Origin of the sequence: Bacillus sp. FSL M7-0791, from assembly GCF_038627085.1 — a bacterium.
Lineage (GTDB): Bacteria > Bacillota > Bacilli > Bacillales > Bacillaceae > Bacillus > Bacillus safensis.
The window spans coordinates 3,239,078-3,261,428 of sequence record NZ_CP152022.1; the positions used below are offsets into that span (position 1 = coordinate 3,239,078).

The 22,351-nt window shown below is 40.3% G+C and carries 24 protein-coding genes; 14 read left to right on the top strand and 10 right to left on the bottom strand.

Annotated elements, in window-relative coordinates; all coding sequences use genetic code 11:
- Positions 1–94 precede the first annotated feature (94 nt).
- Entirely contained in the window at positions 95–694 is a 600-nt protein-coding gene (locus MHI08_RS16660) for an undecaprenyl-diphosphatase (protein WP_024423699.1), read from the top strand.
- Between the two features lie 38 nt (positions 695–732).
- Here the strand turns inward: MHI08_RS16660 and MHI08_RS16665 are convergent, their stop codons facing one another.
- Entirely contained in the window at positions 733–2,121 is a 1,389-nt protein-coding gene (locus MHI08_RS16665) for an MFS transporter (protein ID WP_034622560.1), read from the bottom strand.
- Positions 2,122–2,320: 199 nt separating this feature from the next.
- Here MHI08_RS16665 and MHI08_RS16670 point away from each other — a divergent pair, with 199 nt between their 5' ends.
- The 5 genes from MHI08_RS16670 to MHI08_RS16690 all read left to right on the top strand — a co-directional run bounded on the left by MHI08_RS16670 (position 2,321) and on the right by MHI08_RS16690 (position 6,404).
- Positions 2,321–3,166: a transporter substrate-binding domain-containing protein gene (locus tag MHI08_RS16670; RefSeq protein WP_225315515.1), complete on the top strand. Its 846-nt coding sequence runs from the start codon at positions 2,321–2,323 to the stop codon at positions 3,164–3,166.
- Positions 3,167–3,208: 42 nt separating this feature from the next.
- On the top strand, positions 3,209–3,886 hold the full coding sequence (locus tag MHI08_RS16675) for an amino acid ABC transporter permease (protein WP_080652918.1): 678 nt from the start codon (positions 3,209–3,211) through the stop codon (positions 3,884–3,886).
- A gap of 10 nt (positions 3,887–3,896) precedes the next feature.
- Positions 3,897–4,637, top strand: coding sequence for an amino acid ABC transporter ATP-binding protein (locus MHI08_RS16680; RefSeq protein WP_342499787.1), 741 nt, complete (start codon positions 3,897–3,899; stop codon positions 4,635–4,637).
- 192 nt (positions 4,638–4,829) lie between these two features.
- Positions 4,830–6,038 (top strand): ammonium transporter, encoded by a 1,209-nt coding sequence (locus tag MHI08_RS16685; RefSeq protein ID WP_024426325.1) that lies wholly within the window; start codon positions 4,830–4,832, stop codon positions 6,036–6,038.
- Positions 6,039–6,056: 18 nt separating this feature from the next.
- Positions 6,057–6,404, top strand: a complete 348-nt coding sequence (locus MHI08_RS16690; RefSeq protein WP_024423704.1) for a P-II family nitrogen regulator — start codon at positions 6,057–6,059, stop codon at positions 6,402–6,404.
- An 84-nt stretch (positions 6,405–6,488) separates the two neighbouring features.
- Here MHI08_RS16690 and MHI08_RS16695 read toward each other — a convergent pair whose 3' ends face one another.
- Complete coding sequence (locus MHI08_RS16695; protein WP_034281210.1) at positions 6,489–7,385, bottom strand: peptidoglycan DD-metalloendopeptidase family protein; 897 nt, start codon at positions 7,383–7,385, stop codon at positions 6,489–6,491.
- A gap of 116 nt (positions 7,386–7,501) precedes the next feature.
- Here MHI08_RS16695 and MHI08_RS16700 point away from each other — a divergent pair, with 116 nt between their 5' ends.
- Positions 7,502–8,011 (top strand): GNAT family N-acetyltransferase, encoded by a 510-nt coding sequence (locus MHI08_RS16700; RefSeq protein ID WP_029706351.1) that lies wholly within the window; start codon positions 7,502–7,504, stop codon positions 8,009–8,011.
- Between the two features lie 31 nt (positions 8,012–8,042).
- Here the strand turns inward: MHI08_RS16700 and MHI08_RS16705 are convergent, their stop codons facing one another.
- From MHI08_RS16705 to MHI08_RS16715, 3 genes are read right to left on the bottom strand one after another with little or no spacing between them, the layout of a single operon-like run.
- Complete coding sequence (locus MHI08_RS16705; RefSeq protein WP_125585877.1) at positions 8,043–8,573, bottom strand: thioredoxin fold domain-containing protein; 531 nt, start codon at positions 8,571–8,573, stop codon at positions 8,043–8,045.
- Complete coding sequence (locus tag MHI08_RS16710) at positions 8,570–9,127, bottom strand: MauE/DoxX family redox-associated membrane protein (RefSeq protein WP_044333378.1); 558 nt, start codon at positions 9,125–9,127, stop codon at positions 8,570–8,572. Before MHI08_RS16710 ends, MHI08_RS16705 begins: the two co-directional genes overlap by 4 nt.
- Before the next feature lies 1 nt (position 9,128).
- Entirely contained in the window at positions 9,129–10,928 is a 1,800-nt protein-coding gene (locus MHI08_RS16715; protein ID WP_135031387.1) for an ABC transporter ATP-binding protein, read from the bottom strand.
- Between the two features lie 98 nt (positions 10,929–11,026).
- On the opposite strand from MHI08_RS16715, the gene MHI08_RS16720 reads away from it, so the two are divergent.
- A complete protein-coding gene (locus tag MHI08_RS16720) occupies positions 11,027–11,536 on the top strand; it encodes a thiol:disulfide interchange protein (RefSeq protein WP_342499788.1) in 510 nt (169 codons plus the stop codon).
- A gap of 46 nt (positions 11,537–11,582) precedes the next feature.
- Here the strand turns inward: MHI08_RS16720 and MHI08_RS16725 are convergent, their stop codons facing one another.
- Entirely contained in the window at positions 11,583–11,978 is a 396-nt protein-coding gene (locus tag MHI08_RS16725) for a hypothetical protein (RefSeq protein ID WP_342499789.1), read from the bottom strand.
- A 525-nt stretch (positions 11,979–12,503) separates the two neighbouring features.
- On the opposite strand from MHI08_RS16725, the gene MHI08_RS16730 reads away from it, so the two are divergent.
- The 4 genes from MHI08_RS16730 to rpsN all read left to right on the top strand — a co-directional run bounded on the left by MHI08_RS16730 (position 12,504) and on the right by rpsN (position 14,786).
- The gene (locus tag MHI08_RS16730) at positions 12,504–12,926 is read left to right on the top strand and encodes a DUF5362 family protein (RefSeq protein WP_024426331.1); all 423 of its coding nucleotides are present in this window, start codon (positions 12,504–12,506) and stop codon (positions 12,924–12,926) included.
- A 144-nt stretch (positions 12,927–13,070) separates the two neighbouring features.
- Complete coding sequence (gene rpmG, locus MHI08_RS16735; RefSeq protein WP_024423713.1) at positions 13,071–13,220, top strand: 50S ribosomal protein L33; 150 nt, start codon at positions 13,071–13,073, stop codon at positions 13,218–13,220.
- Between the two features lie 83 nt (positions 13,221–13,303).
- A complete protein-coding gene (locus tag MHI08_RS16740; RefSeq protein WP_024423714.1) occupies positions 13,304–14,500 on the top strand; it encodes a GTP-binding protein in 1,197 nt (398 codons plus the stop codon).
- Positions 14,501–14,516: 16 nt separating this feature from the next.
- The gene (rpsN, locus tag MHI08_RS16745; RefSeq protein WP_025093900.1) at positions 14,517–14,786 is read left to right on the top strand and encodes a 30S ribosomal protein S14; all 270 of its coding nucleotides are present in this window, start codon (positions 14,517–14,519) and stop codon (positions 14,784–14,786) included.
- Positions 14,787–15,039: 253 nt separating this feature from the next.
- Here rpsN and moaA read toward each other — a convergent pair whose 3' ends face one another.
- On the bottom strand, positions 15,040–16,047 hold the full coding sequence (gene moaA, locus MHI08_RS16750) for a GTP 3',8-cyclase MoaA (RefSeq protein ID WP_342499790.1): 1,008 nt from the start codon (positions 16,045–16,047) through the stop codon (positions 15,040–15,042).
- A gap of 10 nt (positions 16,048–16,057) precedes the next feature.
- Positions 16,058–16,846, bottom strand: coding sequence for a formate dehydrogenase accessory sulfurtransferase FdhD (fdhD, locus tag MHI08_RS16755; RefSeq protein WP_041115522.1), 789 nt, complete (start codon positions 16,844–16,846; stop codon positions 16,058–16,060).
- Positions 16,847–16,980: 134 nt separating this feature from the next.
- Between fdhD and MHI08_RS16760 the strand changes: the two genes are divergently transcribed.
- Both MHI08_RS16760 and MHI08_RS16765 read left to right on the top strand, forming a co-directional pair.
- Positions 16,981–18,246: an OFA family MFS transporter gene (locus tag MHI08_RS16760; RefSeq protein ID WP_024423718.1), complete on the top strand. Its 1,266-nt coding sequence runs from the start codon at positions 16,981–16,983 to the stop codon at positions 18,244–18,246.
- 82 nt (positions 18,247–18,328) lie between these two features.
- Positions 18,329–20,677, top strand: a complete 2,349-nt coding sequence (locus MHI08_RS16765) for an FdhF/YdeP family oxidoreductase (RefSeq protein WP_056765565.1) — start codon at positions 18,329–18,331, stop codon at positions 20,675–20,677.
- A 51-nt stretch (positions 20,678–20,728) separates the two neighbouring features.
- Here the strand turns inward: MHI08_RS16765 and MHI08_RS16770 are convergent, their stop codons facing one another.
- Entirely contained in the window at positions 20,729–21,406 is a 678-nt protein-coding gene (locus MHI08_RS16770) for a VWA domain-containing protein (RefSeq protein ID WP_024423719.1), read from the bottom strand.
- Positions 21,407–21,489: 83 nt separating this feature from the next.
- Positions 21,490–22,188 carry a VWA domain-containing protein gene (locus tag MHI08_RS16775; RefSeq protein WP_034622539.1) on the bottom strand — a complete coding sequence of 233 codons (699 nt, stop codon included), beginning with the start codon at positions 22,186–22,188 and terminating at the stop codon, positions 21,490–21,492.
- Positions 22,189–22,351 lie beyond the last annotated feature (163 nt).

Sequence of the window (22,351 nt, forward strand, 5' to 3'; positions counted from 1 at the left end):
CGCCGGAAACATGCTAATATATAGGATATTCCAAATAGAGCATACAAGCTTTGTTGAAAAATAGTTAGCATTAAGCGAAAGTATAGGTGATGTTTTGAATTACGAATTGTTTAAAGTCATACACGGGATGGCTCACCATTCTGAGTTTTTAGATCAGGCCATGATCTTTATTACGAAAAAGGCCATTCTTGTGTACGCCCTTGTCTTATTGATTTGCTGGTTTTTAGGGAATCACAAATTTAAGAAGCATGTCTTCTTTTCCGGTGTAACAGGCATTGCAGCACTTATCGTCAACTTTGCCATTACATTGTTTCATTATGAAGAGCGGCCGTTTGTGGCGCATAAAGTCGACACACTCATCCCGCATTCAGCAGACGCTTCCTTCCCAAGTGACCATACAACAGGTGCATTGGCTCTTTCACTAGCCATTCGATCCCGTAATAAAAAGCTCGGCAACATCTTGCTCGTCTTTGGATTACTTACAGGATTCTCCCGCATCTGGGTCGGTCATCATTATCCATTTGATGTTTTAGGCAGCTTGGTCGTATCGATTGTGGTTGTCTTTATCATGAATAAATTATGGAAGTTCTTTGACTCTCCAATTGATCGCATCGTGACATTTTACGAGACAATTGTAGGGAAAATTTTCAGAAGGAAGACAAAGGATCAGGGCTCAGACCTGTCCAACTCTTAAGCGGCCTTGCGATAACGTGATGAAGATTCTTCTCTCACTTATCGCGCCGCTTTTTTTATTGGCTGTCTCCCTCTAACCATATTTGAAAAATAAAGACTGACGCCAATGCCAATAAGAGAAATGATGATCAACGTCCAGCCTAATTGCGCAAAATGAGCACCAGCAATTTCATCCCCAAACAGCATACCAAGCACAGCAGACGACAGAATAGAACCAAGGTAGCGGCATGTTTGAAAAAGTCCAGAGGATGTGCCAATCATTTGCTGAGGACTTGCCTTGAGCATCGCAGCTTGAAGCGCGACATTCCCAATCCCGTAACTGAGCCCAAGCAGCGCCAGAACCAATCCTTTTCCCCATAATGGCGCAGGAATAAAAAAGAAAGTCATGGCAGACGCTCCAGCCAGCATCAATACAGCACTCGCTAAAACTGGATGGCGTTCATCCCCGCGATCCACCCACTTTCCTGTCAGCGGCGACACAATAATGCTCACCCCTGACATACACAGCATAAAAAGACCCGTCATCTCCACACGCCAGCCTAACTCATCCTGAAAATAACTCGGCAAACCAAAAAAGAGACAATAGAAAAAGATATTTAAAATGATAAATTGCACATACACAAGTGACAGCCGCTGCTCTTCTCTGAACATCCGCATTTGAATAAACGGTTCATCCACCTGATACTCCCACCAGATAAAAGCGCCTGCACTCAGGAGACAAAGAATGCCTTGAACATATTGAATACCATCACCCAGTGATAATAAAAATGAAAGCAGGAGAACAATGCAGGCGGTAAAAAGAAGCATCCCTGGCAAATCGAGTGTTCGCACAGTTTCGCCTATGCGCAGCTTTCTCTTTTTCTGCTCCTTCGGAAACAACAATAGACCGAGAAAGAAACTGATCAAAATAAACGGCAGATTCACTAAAAAGATAGCCGGCCAGCCGCCAATGGTCATCAGAAATCCGCCAAGCGTCGGTCCAAGCGCCGTCATCGCTGAAGCAAAAATGGATAATACCGCTAACGCCGAAGCCTGTCTTTCTTGAATATGATCCCGAATGAGTCCGACTCCAGAAGGATAAATGGCACTGCTTCCAATCGCCTGTAACAAACGGATCACAATCAGCACCGCAAACGTTGGGGCAAACGGCGCGCAAATGGCTGAGACTGCGACAAGAACGAGACCGAATAAAAATAAGGTTCTCCGGCTCATCACATGATCCCCAATCCGGCCGCTCACTGGCTGTGTTACTGCACTTGCTAAATAAAAAGAAGAAATAAGCCAAGATACGGTCGTAAACGACAAACCGAATTCATGCTGAATTTGATGCAAGGCCAAAGAAATCATTGATGAATTCAGCGGATTCAACATCGTTCCAAAGGCAATAGCGGTTAAAAAAACTTTTCGATTGTCTCTCCACTTGTTCATACACTGACCTCCTTTTTGCAACCCTTTCGTTATTATGAGATTCATTTCCCTTTTTTACCCTAATCAATTCAAGTTCTCTCTTAGAAAAGCAAGACATACATTCTAAAAAGGACGATTGTTGGAATAACACATATAAAATTGAGAATATGAGGAACAAATGGTAAGATGCTACACATATTGAAAAGCCTACTTTCTCCTTATATGGAGAACGGCTGAAAAGGAGGAGAAGCTTATTATTAAAAAAAGACGGTTTTGGGTCCCAGCCCTTTTCTCGGTTGCAGTATTACTTCTGTCTTCGTGTGGTTCAAATGAAACAAATGGGAACGGAGATAAACGTAATTCTACAGCGAAAGGGTCGCCAATTTTGGAGGATGGAAAATTTATTTTTGCAGCATCAGGTGAATTTCATCCGTTTAGTTACATGGATGGAAATCAGATGTCCGGCTTTGATATCGATGTAGGCAATGCGATTAGTGACAAACTAGGTCTCGAACCTATACAGAAAAAATATAAATTCGCAGGCATCGTCGAAGGCGTGAAAGCAGGTAAATTTGATGCGGCAGTTGCAAGTCATACCATCAATGAGGAACGAAAAAAACACGTCCTTTTTTCTAAGCCCTATTACTACTCTGGTCCGCAAATTTTCACAAGACCCGGATCAGACATTCAGCATGCTGATGACTTAAAAGACAAAGAAATTGCTGTATCCAAAGGATCGTCCTACGCTGATATTGCTAAGGAACATAGCGGGCAAGAACCAAAATATTATGATAGTGATGTCGTCGCCTTAGAAGCACTGGCCAACGGAAAACACGATGCAGTCGTAACAGATTTCGCCACAGGTGCAGAAGCGATGAAGAAAAAATTGAACATCACAGCACAGGAAAGACTCGGACAAAGTGAGCAGGCAATTGCTGTATCAAAAGAAAATGAACAGCTCATAAAAGAGATCAACGATGCGATTGACGCACTAAAAAAAGACGGAACATTAAAACAAATTAGTGAAAAGTACTTTGATGAAGACATCACGGTCAAACAAGATTAAAACCACGATTGTGCGCCCTTTTTATAGGCGCACTTTCTTCAAATGGAGATGATTGTTTTGCCTACCCTATCACACTTTTTTCAGACGCTGATTGATTCTAGAGGTATTTTCTTAGAAGGAATGCTGATCACCTTACAGCTGACGGTGATCAGCATCTTCATCGGTATGTTCATCGGGCTTTTCTTTGCTTTATTGAAAATATCCCGCATAGCCGTTTTCGGTTATATCGCCAATGCCTATATCTTTCTTGTACGCGGAACACCACTTATTGTTCAAATTTTTATCCTATACTTCGGCCTCACAGAATTGAATATACCCGACTTCTGGGCTGCTTCCATTGCGCTCGCCTTTCATAATGGGGCCTATATAGCCGAAATATTTAGAGGTGCTATCCAATCCATCGATCAGGGGCAAAAAGAGGCAGGACGCTCTCTTGGCATGGGTCGTTTTTTAACAATGAGGCGCATCATTCTCCCGCAAGCGATGCGGCGTGCCCTCCCCCCTCTTGGCAACCAGTTCATTATCGGCTTAAAAGATTCATCACTCGCCGCCTTTATCAGTGTCAATGAACTATTTAACGTCGCCACCACGCAAGGCTCCAACAGTTTTGATAATATGACGTATTTACTTGTTGTCGCCGTCTATTACTTAGTTCTTGTCCTGCTGTTAACATTCGCTGTCCAAACCTTTGAGAAGAAACTATCCGCCAGTGACCAATAGGAGGAGAAGCATGACAGAATCAAAGGAAATCATTCGTGTTGAAAAACTCAATAAATACTTTGGAGAGCTTCATGTTTTAAAAGATATCGATCTCACTGTTTATGAAAATGATGTGGTCGTCTTAATTGGCGCAAGCGGTTCTGGAAAAAGCACCTTGCTCCGCTGTATGAACTTTTTAGAAATAAAAAATGATGGAGATATTATCATTGATGGCAGTCCTGTTCATCCAAAGCGCGATCAATTAAACGAAATGAGACAAAAAATAGGAATGGTGTTTCAGCATTTTAATCTTTTTCCGCACAAAACTGTTCTTGAAAATATCATCGAAGCGCCTGTTATGGTGAAAAAAACAAAGAAAGCACAAGCCATCGCTGAAGCCAGCGCCTTGCTAGAAAAAGTCGGACTTGCGGATAAAGCCAACGTATATCCTTCTAAACTATCAGGCGGCCAAAAACAGCGTGTAGCCATAGCCAGATCTCTCGCCATGAAGCCTGATGTCATGTTATTTGACGAACCTACATCTGCCCTTGATCCAGAGCTTGTAGGCGAAGTGCTGCAAACGATGAAAAGCCTCGCAAAAGAAGGCATGACCATGGTCATTGTCACACATGAAATGGGCTTTGCGAAAGAAGTTGCCGGTCGTGTCGTCTACATGCACGAAGGCCGCATCGTCGAAGAAGGCGTCCCTTCGGAATTGTTTGACTCTCCTAGGGAGGAACGTACAAAACTGTTTCTCAGCTCCATTTTATAGGTCAAACGCCCTTCATTTTTAGTGCTTAACTTACGTTTTTGCTCATTTTTTACGAACTTTTCATCCATTTATATTGAACTTAACCAAAAAACCATGTCAGATAAACTTACATGTATATGTTATATATGACTTTTCTCTCTATAATGAAGAATTAAGAAAACAATAATTCTGAATGATTCGGGGGAATGCAGCATGCAAATGGGTGATACAGTATTTATGTTCTTCTGCGCACTACTCGTGTGGTTAATGACACCGGGTTTAGCTTTATTCTACGGAGGACTCGTGAGAAGTAAAAACGTGTTAAGCACAACCATGCACAGCTTAACGTCACTAGCGATCGTTTCAATCGTATGGATCGTATTCGGTTATTCCTTAGCTTTTGCACCAGGCAATGCATGGATCGGAGGATTAGACTGGGTGGGCCTGAAAGGCGTAGGTTTTGAGCCTGGTTCCTATAGTGAGACCATTCCACATTCATTGTTCATGATGTTTCAAATGACCTTTGCCGTCTTAACAACAGCCATCATCTCAGGGGCCTTTGCTGAACGAATCCGCTACTCAGCAGTCGTTGTATTTACACTCCTTTGGGTCACATTTGTATACGCTCCAGTCGCACACTGGGTATGGGGCGGCGGTTGGATTGGCGAGATGGGTGCACTTGACTTCGCAGGCGGAAACGTGGTTCACATCTCATCCGGTGTTGCGGGTCTTGTCGTGGCGATTGTGCTCGGGAAGCGTAAAGAAGCGGCAAGCTCTTCTCCGCATAACTTGATCTACACCCTTCTTGGCGGAGCAGTCATCTGGTTTGGCTGGTTTGGTTTTAACGTGGGTAGTGCTCTTACATTAGACAGCGTGGCCATGTTTGCCTTTATTAACACCAATACAGCTGCTGCTGCAGGAATCATCGGCTGGCTGTTAGTAGAGTGGATGATCAACAAAAAACCGACCATGCTCGGCGCGATCTCTGGAGCCATCGCAGGTCTTGTCGCCATTACACCTGCCGCAGGCTTTGTTACACCGTTTGCTTCTATTATAATAGGAATCATTGGCGGGATCGTCTGTTTCTGGGGAGTCTTTTCACTCAAAGCCAAATTTGGCTATGATGACGCACTAGATGCATTCGGCCTTCACGGAATTGGCGGTACTTGGGGAGGAATTGCAACAGGACTTTTCGCCACAACTTCTGTCAATGACGGCGGAGCCAATGGCTTATTTTACGGAGATCCCAGCTTACTTTGGAAGCAAGTGGTCGCGATTGTTGCCACGTACGCTTTTGTTGCCGTTGTGACATACGTAATCATCAAAGTGGTCAATGTCTTCTTCAAAATTCGTGCAACCGAAGAAGAAGAATCAGTGGGTCTTGATTTAACCATGCACGGTGAAAAAGCTTATCAAGATTAAAGAAAAAGGGGTGTCTCTATGAGCAAAATGTATAAAGTGGAGATTGTCACACGTCCAGCTAATTTTGAAACATTAAAGGTGGAGCTTGGAAAGATTGGTGTCACCTCGATTACCTTTTCAAATGTACACGGCTGCGGCTTACAAAAGGGACATACAGAGCTATACCGCGGCGTCAAAAAGGAAAGCAACGTGTACGAACGATTAAAGATCGAAATCGTCCTAAGCAAAGTACCTGTCGAACAGGTCGTTGAAACAGCTCAAAAGGTACTTCGTACAGGCGAACCAGGGGATGGGAAAATTTTTATATATGAGGTAGCGAATACAATCAACATCCGGACAGGTGAAGAAGGACCTGCCGCCCTATAGTGTATCCTCCGCCGAGTGGCGGAGGATCTTTTTAAGCAGAAAAAACCTCTGCATATTCATATACACAGAGGACCTTGTAAGTCATTAAGATTGTTTTGTTTCTTCTGACTGACTGCTGTCTTTAGAGGAATCAGAAGACTTTTCTTGATCAGAGGATTTACCCTTCTCATCAGACTTTTCTTCAGATTTTTCTCCAGCTGGCTCTTTGGCTTTATCTTCAGCAGCAGGTTCTTTCGTTTTTTCCTCAGTCTTTGGCTGAGCAGGTTCTTTTGCTTGTTCCGTCACTTCTTGCGCTGCTTTTTCAATTGTAGAAACAGGCTTGTCAATGAAGCTAAGCGGATTAAGCGCTAAACCTTCCATACGAATTTCAAAATGCACATGGTTGCCGCTTTCAGCACCATATAGATTTTTACCAGAAGCACCAATGACATCATTCTGCTTGACTTCATCGCCTTCTTTGACACTCACTTGTGACAACGATTGATAAACAGTCGATAATCCATCTTCATGTTCAATTTCAACAACGTGACCAAGAACTGGATCTTTTTTCGCTTGAACCACTGTTCCACTAAGAGCAGCTGTGACATCAAACACTTTGCCATCTTTATCTGCAAGATCAATACCTTTGCTCAAGGTATAGGTGTTATTATAGTTTACAAGTGCTGCTTCTTTTTCTTTTTGGTCAGCATCTGCTTCATAGAACTTTTTCACGACAGAAACATTATCAGAATTCTGGACCGGCATTGCGACATTTTCAATTGGCTTTCCAACTTCAACGGCATCATCGCGCTGTTCTTGCCCTGTTTGATTTCCATCAGATAGTTGGTCTTTCACATCTTTTGATACAGCTTGATACCAAAGAACGGCTGTTAACACGACCGCTGCGCTGACCAAGTAAATAGCAGGGAATACCCAGCGCTTACGGAAAAATTGCTGAACTTTTGTGATTTTGGAAGTACGTTTCTTTTCTTCCTCTCTCATTTTTCATCACCTCAGCAACATTCTGAACACTTTTCAAAAAATATATACACACGAAATCATTTTTCTTTTTATTTTGCGCAATCGCATCAATAATATGTATGATAAATGAAAAAAAGATGGGAGACTTAATTGTGAAAACTTTCAACCGTATAGCAACAGAAGATGACCTCAAAGCGATCGTTGATATCTACAATTCAACCATTGCTTCAAGAGAAGTGACCGCAGATACAGAACCAGTTTCTGTCGAGGACCGCCGGCAATGGTTTTTGAATCATTCCGAGAAAAGACCTCTCTATGTGAAAACAGATGAGGATGGAAATATCTACGGCTGGCTCAGCTTTGAAACGTTTTACGGAAGACCTGCATACAACGGGACCGTTGAAATGAGTATCTATTTAAACCAAGACTATCGAGGAAAAGGCTTAGGATCACTTTTCTTGCAAGAAGCCATTGATTTAGCACCCTCATTAGGCATTCGAACGTTACTTGCCTTTATTTTCGGGCACAACGAAGCCAGTATTCGACTATTTAAAAAGCACGGCTTTGAGACATGGGGCCACCTGCCACGCATCGCAGAAATGGACGGCAGCAGATACGATTTAGATATCCTAGGAAAAGAATTATAAAACAAGCGTCTCCCTGAAAAAGAGACGCTTTTTATGACGCATGTAACAGCTGTTCAAACTGTTTCGCATTTTGAAGAGATTTTCTTTGCAGAATGATACCATGTTCATCAATGAGAATCGCTTGTGGAACAACCGTTACCCCGTATAGCTCCATGATTTGTGAAGAACGAGTATACACAGCCTGAGACGGCAGCAATTCAAGGATCTGCGTATCATCCGCCTGTTCATCCCCATTAATAAAAATGAATTGAGTATCATCAACAGCGATTTGCTGCTGCAAGTCTGCTAAAATGCTTTTGCACGTCATACAAGTAGAGTTCACAAATAACAGCATCACAGCACTCCCGCTTTGAACATATTCCTTCAAAATGACCTTCTCGCCTAAATGGGAATAGCTTCGAAATAACGGTGCAGGATCCCCCACATCCGCTTCCTTTAATTCAATTCCATCAAGGGTTTTGATCTTATTCATAAATTTTCCGATAAAACGAGCGAGCAAAAATATCACAGCCAGCTGAGCAATGACAATGAATAACACAATAATCAATAGAATATCTGTCATTTCACATCGTCTCCTTCTATAAATAATTCAAATTGATTGATCCATTTTCTTTTAAACATTAAGACTTCTTGACCCACCGCTATTATGAAAGAGACAGCCACGGCAATGAGAAAACAAATGATGTTATATTGCCATGGAATGGTTTCTGCATAGGGATGCACATAAAACAATCCGATCACAAGAGCCAGCATCGACACATTGCGAATCACAATTCCCCAGTGAAGGCGTTCATTATCAAGCAGTCCACCACAGCCGCAAGAAATATCACGATGTCCTCTCAATAAATTGAAGGTCACCGCTCCAGTATAAATACTTAAAAGTGCTGTAAGACCAATCGCAGGTACAAGAGTCATATGCCATACGAATAAAAAAACAGTACAAACCAATTCTGCAGTTAAAAACAAATAAAACATGGGTCCCGTGAAAGAAGAAGGCAGCAGCCGATAAGCATTCATCTGCTGCATATGTGCCGTCTGTTTTTTTACTTTATCAAGCCAAGCACCAGCAAAAATGATACCTAATAAATAGACACCTATGTAATAAAAGACACTCACCTTACGCCATCTCCTTTTGTTGAAATAATTGAGATTGTGCCTCGTAAAGCCTTTTGTACTCTCCGTTTAACACCATCAGTTCATCATGGTTCCCCTCTTCAACGAAAGCACCATCTTTCATTACGATTATACGGTCTGCTAAACGGGCTGCTCCCATTCGATGTGTGATAAACAAGACACCCTGATCCTGCGTGTGATCGAATAGCTTTCGAATAAGTGAAATTTCCGATAGTGGATCAAGAGCAGAAGTTGGTTCATCTAAAATGATAAAATCACTCTCTCTAAAGAAGGTTCTAGCCATCGCGAGCTTTTGCCATTGCCCGCCAGACAGTTCATGGCCTTCTTCAAAAAATCGGCCAAGCTGCGCATCATACATTTCTTCCATTTGATGAATTCTTTTCTCTATGCCTGCTTGCCGTGCAGCTGAGATCATCCGCTCTCCCTCGTCCATATGATCAATACGGCCAAACCCGATGTTTTCTTTCACAGTGAACTCGTACTTCATAAAATCTTGAAAAAGAACAGCCATTCTTGCATGATATGACTTTTTATGAATAGTAGAAATGGACTCACCGTTGACTTTTTGCATGTTCGACTGATCTGGATCATATAAACCGGTCAAACATTTGATCAAGGTGGTTTTACCTGATCCGTTATCCCCCACCAATGCAATACGTTCACCTTTATTGATATGAAAATGTATATGCTCAATGGCAGGTGTTTTCATATTCGGATAAGTAAAAGAGAGATTTTCAAGTGTAATGGACTGAATACACTCGATTTTTCGAAGCGATGCTCCTTCTTCTGTCTGCTCATGAATCTCTTCTTCTCTCTTTTGAAAAGCTCTCATTTCATCAACATAAAGACTTGTTTCATATAAACTAGAACATTCTCTTGTTAAGTCTTGAAAACCACTTTGGATGTTTTGCACCGCTTGCAGCACAGCGACAAATGTCCCGGCAGCTAATTTTTTTTGAAAAATAAGAAAAACAATAAAAAGGCCGCAGCATACATAGGCAAATGTCATAAGCAATCCGCCCGCCATCTCCCAGCGGACTTGCCGCTTAAGCAGTTTATATTTTTCATCTGCACTTTTTACATAATGATCTTTCCATTTCTGAAGAAGATAATTCCCGATTCCATATAAACGGATTTCCTTCAATGAATCCCGTTGTGCGACAAGATCGGACACATACATTTCTCTTCTGTCATTGGCTGTTAACATACGGTTTAATTGATAACGCGCTCCTCCAAAGAAAAGCTCAATCCACAAGACAGGCAGGGTAAACACGATCAGAATGACCGCCAAGCCCCAATGGATACCAATCATATAGATAAGAAGTGATACAACAGTAATCAATGCGCTCATGATGGTAAAGATACTTCTAACCATGCTCAGAACATGCTGATGACTGTTCATCACACGTTGACTTTCATTGTAAAAAGACGGGTGTTCAAATGTAATAAACGGCAGCCTGATCGCCTTTTGAAGCAATTCACCCTTCAAATGCAAACCAATCAAATTTGTCGCTTTCTGCTGGCTAAGCTGAAGAATGAATTGAAGCCCATATCCTAAAACCACAATGACCATTTGCAGCCCAAATAACCACAAAACCTTTTGAATGTCTCCTGAAGACGTCATGAATAAAATAATTTCATTAATCAAAGTTTGAATAATCCAGACACTAGCTAAAGGCATAAAACCAACGATCACTTGGATCAACAAGGTTAAAAGAAGATAAGATCGGCTTCTTTTCCAAGTATAGGAGATTGCATATAAACAATGGTTCACTGTACTCATCAAACGCTCCACCTTACACCATTTAGTATAATTGACATATTTTTGATATTTATATTATGATAGCTTTGCGTAACTTTACTCTGAGAGGACGATATACGATGAATTCAATCCTACTTTTACAGCTCACTCTTATTCTTTGCAGCCTATTATTAACGATCGGAGTCATCATCTATTTAAAACAACAAATGGAACTGATCATCTTACCGATACAGCATGTTGGACAAAAACTTGTACATCCGCTGCTCGAAAAACCATCACCTATTCCAGTGAATGATTTACTGCAAACCAACAACAAGCAGCAGCTACTTATTTTCACTGATACATCATGTCCGCATTGCATCCCATCACTTGAACAATTCCTAGAAACGAAAAAGCAGCGTAAATTGGACGTTTCATTTAGTATTTTGCTAAAGAATGGGCAAAAAGAGGATCAAGAATTATATCGTGATAATAAAACCAACATGCGAATTATCCCTGTGGACGAGCAAATGATAGACGCATTCCAAATTGAAGAATTTCCTTATTACATTATGGTAGAAGAAGATGAAATCATCTCATACGCAGCACCTTTTCCGGATGGTCTTTATTCAAGGATATCTGCAAAATAAAGATAAATGAGGCATGTGAAGACTATCAAACACATGCCTCATTTTTTTATTGTGGATCTGACTGAACATCTTGATCTTTTTCTCCTGCAGCAGCTTCACTCGCTTCACCTGAAGCCTGTTCCTCAGCTTGTTCAAACTCACTCCGAGCCTCATTTGAAATGTCTACTTGGTCACCATGCTCATTCACAGTAACAGACGAAAAAGACGTCTCTTTTTGAGCCTCTTTCTCTAGTTCCTTTAATTTAGAAACATGAAGTTCTAAATCTTTTCCTTGCTGAACTAAAGTAAGTTGTTGAAATAATGCCTTTCTCTCTTCTGGAGAATGGTCACCTTGAACAATTTGAGCCGCTTGGGTTAAAAAAGAATTTGATGTTTGACCCGCTTGACGTCTATTTGAAGTCTGCATAGCATTTGTTAAGAATGAAATTGAAGATATGCTCATGCGTTCACATCCTATTAAATATGATCCTTAGATTTAGCAGCCACATCTAACGCGTTCTTGACTAGTACAAATCTCACCTGTGTCACGATCCACGTAGTAACGGAAAGTTCCAACACCTTGAAGGAAACAAGTCGGTGCTGATTTACATGAAGTGACTAATTTTTGCAAAATACATCTTGCAGCTGCAGGTTGAACATTGGTCATCTTGTTTAAGAAACGATCTAACATATGAATTCCACCTTCCAATTTTTATGGTAACACAACACAATAATAACCAATTACTAGACAACTAACAACATATTTTGATAAATTTACTAATTATTTTTTACTACCAATCTTATTTATGACATAATTTGTTGATAATTTTTATAGTAAATGTTACTTTTTTCTTATTTGAAAATAATTTATTTATCTGTAAATAATGAAGTGAAGATAGAAACATTTTAATTAAACAACATTCACTCTTCCTAAAGCACTACTTACTCAAGTATGATAAAGAGTGAATACATAAAGGAGTGAACACCATTGCAACAAACTGAGAAAATCATTCAATCTCTTCATTCAATCGTAAAGTGGGGAAAGGTTGGTAGTATCTTTCTCTATATTTCAGGCGGTCTGGCTATTCTTATTGGTTTTTGGCTTGTTCTTCCTGCAGCCCTTGGCGTCTTCCTCATTATGATGGGAATTCATGTACAAAAATCTGTAAAAGCAGCTGAACACTTGATTCAGGCTCCAGATACTTCTTACGAAGAATTATTAGAACAGTACGCTAAGATGATGAAAATGCAAACACTGTTTGCCATTTCAAGTATTGCCGCAGTTATTCTTTCATTCATTGCTATCGTTTTGATACTTATACTAGGCGGGTTAGCCTTCCTCCAAGAAATTCCTTATGATGTCCAGCAGTATGAAGGTGATTACGAACAAGAACTCGGTGACTTTTATTAATGGAGAGGGGTATCAATAGTCATTCGATACCCCTTTTGTTTTTATCATTTGACTTGGATCATTCTCCTATGCTTGACATTCAGTCTTGATCATTTTAAAATACAAATCGTAACTATTACGAATTAAAGGAGGATCCTATTACTTATGCGCGTGAATATTACGTTGGCCTGTACTGAAACAGGTGACAGAAACTACATCACAACAAAAAATAAAAGAACGAATCCTGACCGATTGGAGTTAAAAAAATATTCTCCTCGATTAAAGAAATATACCCTTCATAGAGAAACAAAATAAATTTTTTAGATTATAAATCGTAATGATTACTTTTTAAGTGAGGCGGAAAACAAAATGATCGTTTTCAAAAAGGACAAAAACAAATGAATAAGCGTATACCTGTTACAGTATTAAGCGGCTTTTTAGGAGCAGGAAAAACAACGATATTAAATCATGTTCTTCAAAATCGCAAAGGATTAAAAGTGGCTGTGATCGTCAATGACATGAGCGAAATTAATATTGATGCAGAACTAGTCAAACAAGGTGGCGAGCTTTCTCGATCAGATGAGAAACTCGTTGAATTATCTAACGGCTGTATTTGCTGCACTTTAAGAGAAGACTTGTTAATCGAAGTAGAACGCCTTTGTAAAGCGGGTAATATTGATTATATTGTCATTGAATCAACCGGAATTAGTGAACCAATTCCCGTCGCTCAAACGTTTTCTTATATTGATGAAGAAATGGGTATAGATTTGACCCGCTTTTGCCGGCTAGATACGATGGTCACAGTAGTAGATGCAAATCGTTTCTGGACTGATTTCCAGTCAGGAGAGAGTTTATTAGATCGTAAAGAAGCGGTTTCCGATGACGACGAGCGAGAAATTTCCGATTTACTCATTGATCAAATTGAATTTTGTGACGTGCTTATTATCAATAAATGTGATCTAGTATCTCCCTCTGAATTAGATCGACTTGAGCATGTGCTGAACAAACTACAACCAGAAGCATCTATCATCAAAACCTCAAAAGGTATAGTACAGCCAGATGACATTTTGAATACTGGTTTATTCGACTTTGAAAAATCAAGTGCTTCTGCTGGGTGGATCAAAGAAATCAACGCAGGACATGGTCAGCATACACCGGAAACAGAGGAATACCAAATTTCATCTTTTGTTTACGAAAGAAGACTCCCTTTTCATACTGGCAGACTGAATGCTTGGTTAGATCAAATGCCTGAGCAGATCGTTCGTGCGAAAGGTTTTACTTGGCTTGCCACACATCATGATTTAACCATTTTAATTTCACAAGCTGGGAAATCTGTTGCGATTGAACCAATTGCATACTGGATTGCTGCTTTGCCTGAACAAGAAAAAGCACGGATATTAAATCAGGAACCAGAGCTTCTAGATGAGTGGGACGCAGAGTTTGGTGATCGCCATACAAAACTTGTGTTTATCGGTGTAGATTTGCCTAAAGCAGAAATCATTCGTACTCTTGATCAATGCTTGCTCACACCTGAGGAATTTGATCAAGATTGGACTACATTTGAGGACCCCTTTCAATGGAAAATACAAAATTAGGCCAGGAGGGTTTTAATTGGCAAAGAAATCTAAGATTGCTAAAGAAAAAAAACGACAGCAGCTTGTATTGAAATATGCAGAATTAAGGAAAGAGTTAAAAGAAAAAGGTGACTATGAAGCTTTACGAAAATTACCTAGAGACTCTTCCCCTACCCGCTTAAAAAACCGCTGTGAATTAACGGGCCGTCCCAGAGGTTATTTACGAAAATTCAAAATGTCTAGGATTGCTTTTCGTGAGCTTGCCTATAAGGGTCATATCCCTGGAGTGAAAAAATCGAGCTGGTAAAGAATGATTTGATCTTATCACAGCACTCGTAAAAGTAAAGCAGCACACAATGAGGGAAAATCTTTTTTCCAATCTTATCTCAATCTTTTTGAGGTGTAAAATAGCAATTTAAAAACCAGCAGAGATTCTGCTGGTTTTTTTTAGTGACTGAGTTCATAAGATAAAAAGACCTGTTTTCAAAAAAGATTTTCAACCACGATTATGACATTTTCTCTTCTTTTCAAAAATACATGATCATGATACTTTATTGTCATTACCCACCGATGTATGACATCTCAACCTTTTTCAGATCTTTTTTCTGCTCTCTCTCGGCTGAATATTGGTCATGTCTATTCGACCATAATTCCTTTAACCTGTTCGTTAATTCTTCATTATCTTTTGTCGTACGAATCATCTGTTTCAGATCAAAACCCGATGATGCAAACAGACATGTAAATAATTCCCCCCGTGCAGACAGCCTTGCTCTGTTACATGTTCCACAAAAAGCATCTGAAACGGAAGAAATAATGCCTATCTCTCCTGAACCATCTTTGTAAAAAAATCGTTTGGCTACTTCACCTGTATATTGAGGAGGTTCTGGTTTGATAGGATATGTTGAATCAATTAATTCAATTATTTCTTTCTTTGTCATGACATGTTCTAGATTCCATTTATTCGTATTACCGACATCCATAAATTCAATAAATCTGAGAACGTGTCCTTCTTTTTTGAAGTAAGCTGCCATTGGTAAGACATCCTGATCATTTACACCTTTTTGAACAACCATATTAATCTTGATAGCAAGTCCAGCCTTTTTTGCAGCCTCAATACCATCAAACACTTTTTGGATAGAAATATGCCTTCCGTTCATTTGCTTAAAACGGTCGGGATTTAATGAATCTAAACTAATGGTGACTCTATTAAGACCAGCTCTCTTCAACTGATCAGCATATAAAGGTAAAAGCGTTCCATTGGTTGTCATCGCAATGTCTTCAATCCCTGGAATGTTTGCGAGCTTTTCTATTAAGACAGGCAGATCCTTCCGCATTAAAGGTTCTCCGCCCGTGATGCGTATTTTTACCACACCTAGGTTCTTTACAAAAAGGGTAGCAAGTCGTTCAATTTCTTCGAAACTAAGCAGTTCTTCTTTTTTCAAGAAAGGATAATCCGGTCCAAAAATTTCAGCAGGCATACAGTACGTACATCTAAAGTTACAACGATCAGTTACTGATATTCTTAAATCGCGCAATGGTCGATGTCTTTTATCTAAAATACTGACCATACTTTGCCTCCTATTCTGTAATACGCTGAGGATGCGTGTAAATGTTAAAGGATTTCCCTCTGACGAATCCAACTGTCGTAATATTTAATTCTTCTGCCATTTTAAGCGCCAGCTCAGTAGGTGCTGATTTTGAAATGACGATAGACACTCCTAGTTTTGCTGCCTTCAATAGAACTTCTGACGATATCCGGCCGCTGAAAACAAGGATTTTATCTCTAAGTGGAATTCGCTGAAGTAAACAATATCCATAAATTTTATCTAAAGCATTATGTCTTCCTATATCAGTTCTAGTGATGAATAGCTTCTCTGTGTCACACAGTCCAGCATTATGCACTCCACCAGTATGTTGAAATAATTGGCTTTCTTCTTGCAAACTCTTCATGAGATGCATACAGGTTTCAGCAGAAATACTGATTCGATCAATGGCTGTTTTTGCCGTCTTCACATCTTGAAGGAAATAAAAGTGTCTTCCTTTCCCGCAGCATGAACCAATCACTCGTTTTGTAAAATCTGATGAATCAAATCCACTTGAGTGAACTAAATCAACATAGGCAAAACCCATACTTTCATCTATTGTAAACCTTTTAATCTCATTTTCAAATCGAATGACCCCTTCTGAAGCCAAAAAGCCGATAACCAATTCTTTCAGGTGCTCTGGGGAACAAACAAGTGTCACAAATTCTTCTCCATTCACCATCACAGTTAAAGGATATTCTTCTACAATTTCATCAGTTTTGCAGGTAAACTGGCCTTCACGGTATTGGTGTATGACTCGTTTCTTTTTAACAGAAGAATTCATTGTATGATCTTCCTTTCAATGCAAATTTAGTTATATGATCCAATCAAATTGTGATATTATTTTAAAAAGTCATAAAAATGTAACATATTTCTATCTTATCAAACTTCTTGATTGCTTTATATGGGGGGAACAAAATGAACAAATCGAAAAATCGCTGGCTCATCGCAGCAAGTGCTGTAGGAATTCATTTATCTATTGGGTCTGTTTATGCTTGGAGTGTTTTTACGAATCCTTTACATGAAGCCTTTCAGTGGTCATTAACAGAAATAAGTCTCACCTTCAGTATTGCTATTTTATTTTTAGGTTTATCTGCTGCTTTTATGGGACATTTCGTTGAAAGGTATGGTCCAAGGGCATCGGGGCTCTTCTCAGCTATTTTCTTCGGCATCGGAATGACTGGTTCAGGATTCGCTGTCCACATGTCCTCACTGCCTCTCCTCTATTTATTTTATGGTGTACTCGCTGGAATTGGTTTAGGGGTAGGCTACATTGCACCTGTATCAACTCTAGTCAAATGGTTTCCGGATCGAAGAGGTCTTGCAACCGGCTTAGCCATTATGGGGTTTGGGTTTGCTTCTCTTATTTGCAGCCCAATTATTCAATATCTCATTGAAAAAGTGAATATCGCAAATACTTTTTATATTCTTGGAATCTCCTATTTTATCATCATGGTGATCTCATCTCTTTATTTATCACCACCAACGCCTGATGACGTCAAACAATTTGACGTATTCAAAACAAAGAAAAGAAAAATCCCTCAAGATTTATCACAGCTTACAGCAAATGAAGCGATCAAAACAAGACGTTTTTATTATTTGTGGCTTATGCTTTTTATTAATATCACATGCGGAATCGCTATTATTTCAGTAGCGTCACCTCTTGCTCAAGAAAGTGTTGGGTTCACTGCAGGTGCTGCAGCTACTCTTGTGGGCATTTTAGGTGCTTTTAATGGTTTAGGACGCATTGGCTGGGCATCGTTTTCAGATTATATAGGAAGACCGAATACGTATACGATTTTTTTCAGTATCCAGCTCATTGCTTTTCCATTACTCCCCTATTTAAAAGAACCGCTCATCTTTTCAATCGTTATGGCGATCATTTATACGTGCTATGGAGGAGGATTTGCTTCAATTCCAGCCTATATTGGGGATTTGTTTGGTACAAAGCAGCTTGGTGCCATACACGGTTATATTTTGACTGCTTGGGCCGCTGCGGGATTAGCAGGACCACTATTTTCATCCTTCATCCGAGATATAACAGGTAATTACACACAAAGCCTTATGGTGTTCTCTGGCTTATTTTTCATTGCTTTTATCATATCACTTCTCATTCGAAAGGATATTCAGCAGCTAAGAGAAAAAAACCTATCTGCTGCTTCCTCTGTCTCAGCCCGATCTTAATTTGAATTTGACAGAATCACAATCTAAAGGTAATTTTTAGATATGAAAACGCTTTACAAAGTAATAGGAGGGTGATGATCTCATGGGGAAAACAAAACATAAGGGGCCTGTTAAACTCAATAAAAAACCCTCACCAAAGCTATGGGCCTCTTTTGTACCAATGGGGCTTGGCAAAGTGAAACCGAAACACATTCGAGATACGATGAAAGTGGCATGGGAGAACAAAGATAACCTTCCCTACGCGTACCGTATTTTAACGCAGGGTGTTTGTGACGGCTGTGCCCTTGGCGTCTCAGGACTGTATGATCAAACGCTCGCAGGACCTCATATATGCACCACAAGACTAAATGTGCTTCGTCTTAACACAATGCCAGCTATTGATCCAAAATGGTTTGAAGATATTCAGCAGCTAAAGCAAATGGACAGCACCTCTCTTCGCAAGCTTGGGCGGATTCCTTATCCATTGATCCGAAAAAAAGGTGACAATGCCTTTACACGTATTTCTTGGGATGATGCACTAGATCAAATCGCTGCTAAAATCCAATCAATTGATAAACGGCAGCTTGCTTTCTATTTAACCGCCAGAGGAATTACAAATGAAGTTTATTATACGGCTGCAAAAACGGCTCGATTTATAGGGACGAATCATATTGATAATGCTTCTCGCATTTGCCATTCACCAAGTAAAACTGCTCTTAAACGGTCTCTTGGCATCGGTGCTTCCAGCTGTAATTACAGTGATTGGATTGGAACGGATGTATTAATTTTTTGGGGATCTGTTGCAGCAAACAATCAGCCTGTTTCCACTAAATATATGTACGCTGCTAAAAAGAAGGGAACAAAAATTATCGTCATCAATCCGTATAAAGAGCCTGCTATGGAAAAGTATTGGGTTCCTTCTATTCCAGAGAGTGCTTTATTCGGTACAAAAATTGCAGATGATTTTTACCAAGTCAATATAGGCGGAGATATTGCATTTATGAACGGCGTCATCAAGCATTGGTTTGACATGGAGCAGCATGCTCCCCATTCGGCTCTTGATCACGAATTTATTCAAAAACATACAACGGGCATACAGGATTTAAAGCAGCATGTCGCACAATTGAAGTGGGAGGACCTAGAAGCATCATCAGGTTTATCAAAAGAAAGAATGAAGGAATTTGCGACACTGCTTGCCAATGCTAATTCAGGCGTTTTTATTTGGAGTATGGGCCTTACTCAGCACCGCTTTGCAACTGATAATATATCACAGGTTGCCAACCTTGCCATGCTGCGCGGATTTATCGGCAGAAAACATTGTGGTGTCATGCCAATTCGGGGGCATAGCGGCGTCCAAGGTTCTGGTGAAATGGGTGCTGATCCATTCGTTTTGCCGGGTAGTGATTTTGATGAAGAGAATATTGAAAGAATCGAACGTATATGGGGGTTTGACATTCCTAAATGGCATGGTGACACCATTGGGCAATCCTTTGAGAAGATGGCTCTCCCAAAAGACCATCCACAAAAACTCAAAATGCTGTTTACGAGTGGCGGAAACTTTTTAGAAACGATGCCAAATCCGGAAGCGATCGAAAAAGCATTATCTGAACTTGAACTCCGTGTTCACCAAGATATCATTTTGAATACCTCTACGCTGGTAGACGCTGAAGAGGCGGTGATTGTGCTGCCTGCTATGACAAGGTATGAACAACCAGGCGGCGGCACATCAACCAGTACGGAACGCATGGTATATTTCAGTCCAGAAATTGAAGGACCTCGTATTGAGGAAGCCAGAGCGGAATGGGACATTTATGTTGATCTTGCGAAAAGAGTCCGGCCAGAAGATGCCGAGCTGATACATTTTGAAACAGCTGAAGACATTCGTCGTGAGATTGCGGTCGCCAACCGAAATTATGATGGCATCCAGCATTTACGTCACAAGGGAGACGTTTTTCAATGGGGAGGTGCATGGCTTTGTGAAGATGGCGTGTGTCCAACACCAGACGGCAAGGGACATCTTCTTCCTGCCCAGCTGCCTCAATATCGAAAAACCGAAGGACATTTCAATATCACGACAAGAAGAGGAAAGCAATTCAACTCCATGATCTACAGTGAAAAGGATGCCTTTAATGGTGGAAAACGTCATTCTATCCTAATGAATGAAGAAGATGCAAAAGAGCTTTACATCCAAGAAGGTGATCCAGTTGTTCTCTTTAATCAATATGGATCCTATCAAGGAGTGGCTCAATTCGGAGAGTTGAGACGCGGCAATATCGCAGTTTATTGGCCGGAAGGGAACGTTTTAATTCCTAAAGGTGTGTATGAGAGCTACTCACAGATTCCCGAGTATAATACAGCTGCCATATTAGAAAAAGCCGAAACCTTCCATGCAAGAAAGGATCAGCATTATGTGGAGAAACGAATTGATGAATTAGAAACGACTTTGAATTAATCGTCAACTTAAAAACAGCTGGGGTTGTTTTCCCCAGCTGCCATTCACTCTCTACCGACCAAAAGCGCTCGCTTCCTGTTGAAGAATATGGTTCAATTCTTCGGCATTTGCAGCCGGTTGATATTGTCCTCCACCCGCTTTTGCAACAGATTTAAGACTTTTTGCTTCCTTTTCATTCACATCGAAGCCAATGATATTGACGATTGTATCTATTCCGTCTTCATGTAATTCCTTTGCTGCTTGTGAAGGGCTTCCACCACAAGTTTCTTCACCATCACTGACAACATAGACAATATTTTTCCCTTCAGCTTGGTGATCTTCAAAATCTTGTTTCGTATCCGTTAATGCTTTTGCAAGTGGTGTCCAGCCAGTTGGCTTATACACATTCAGTGCTTGTTGAAATGTTGATGGCTCATATGATCCAAATCCGTAAACGGCTTCAGAGCTTGAACAAGAAACGGCTTTCCCTGCATTTTTATTGGTTCCTTCATGACCAAACACACGAAGCAGAACTTGTGTATCTTCTGATAAAATGCTCGCAAAGCTTTGAATAGACCGTTTGGCGATTTCAATTTTCTTTTCACCTTCAACTGACTGTGCCATGCTGCCGCTTAAATCGAGTAATATCACCACATGAGCAGGCGGCTCCTGTTTTGTTACAGCATGAGCTGGTGAAGAAAGAAGCAGGACAAGACTAGCCAAAATGGTTAATACGATATTTCTTTTCATCAAAAAAGACCTCCCTTTTTTACTTTTGTACAGAAAAAGAGAAACGAAAGCATGAATCAATCGTTTCCCTTTTGTTCAGCAAGTTATTCGTGTAGTTTTAATGATTCTGCTGAAAAGATAGATCCCATTTCTTTACCTGTGCTTGCTTGGTAGTAATGGCCTTTACCAGCTTTGGCTACTTGCTTCAATTGACCTTCATAGCCATCGTTAAAGTCTAACCCGATCACATTTACAACAGTTGATCCTTTTGAGTTATGCAATTCTTTTGCTACTTTTACTGGATCTCCGCCACAAGTTTCTTCACCATCAGTGATTAAGTACACAATATGCTTTGTTCCTTCAGTAAGCTGCTCATCCGCTTGCTTTGCATTTTCAAGTGCACGTGCAATCGGTGTCCAACCAGTCGGCCCAAGTCCGTTTAAAGAGTTCTCAAAGCTGTCTTTTTCATAAGGCTGTACGCCGTAAACGCCTCTAATGACTTCACATGATTGAGCTTTACCTGAATTTTTGTTGTTTCCTTCAGAACCAAACAAGCTCATACGAATTTTAGCGTCTTTTGGAAGTGACTGAGCAAATTTAAATACCTCTTGTTTAGCGAGATCAAATTTGCGCTCTCCCTCTACTTTTCTTGCCATACTTCCGCTTGCATCAAGTAAGATTGTGACTCTTACATCTTTATTATGTTTTTTGACTGTAGATGCTTCTGCAAATACTGGTGAAGAGATTGACATAGATAATGTCAATACAGCTAAGGTTACGAGTGAGAATACTTTTTTCAACATAATTTTCCTTCCTCCTTATGTATTTAATTGAAACACCTTAATCGTAAATTATTCTGTCTTGGAATGGTATAGGACTCGGTCCCTTTTTCTCTTTCATCAAAATCACTAAAATTCTGTCAGATGTCTAGATATTTTCACCTAACACACCCATTATCCTCTCGTT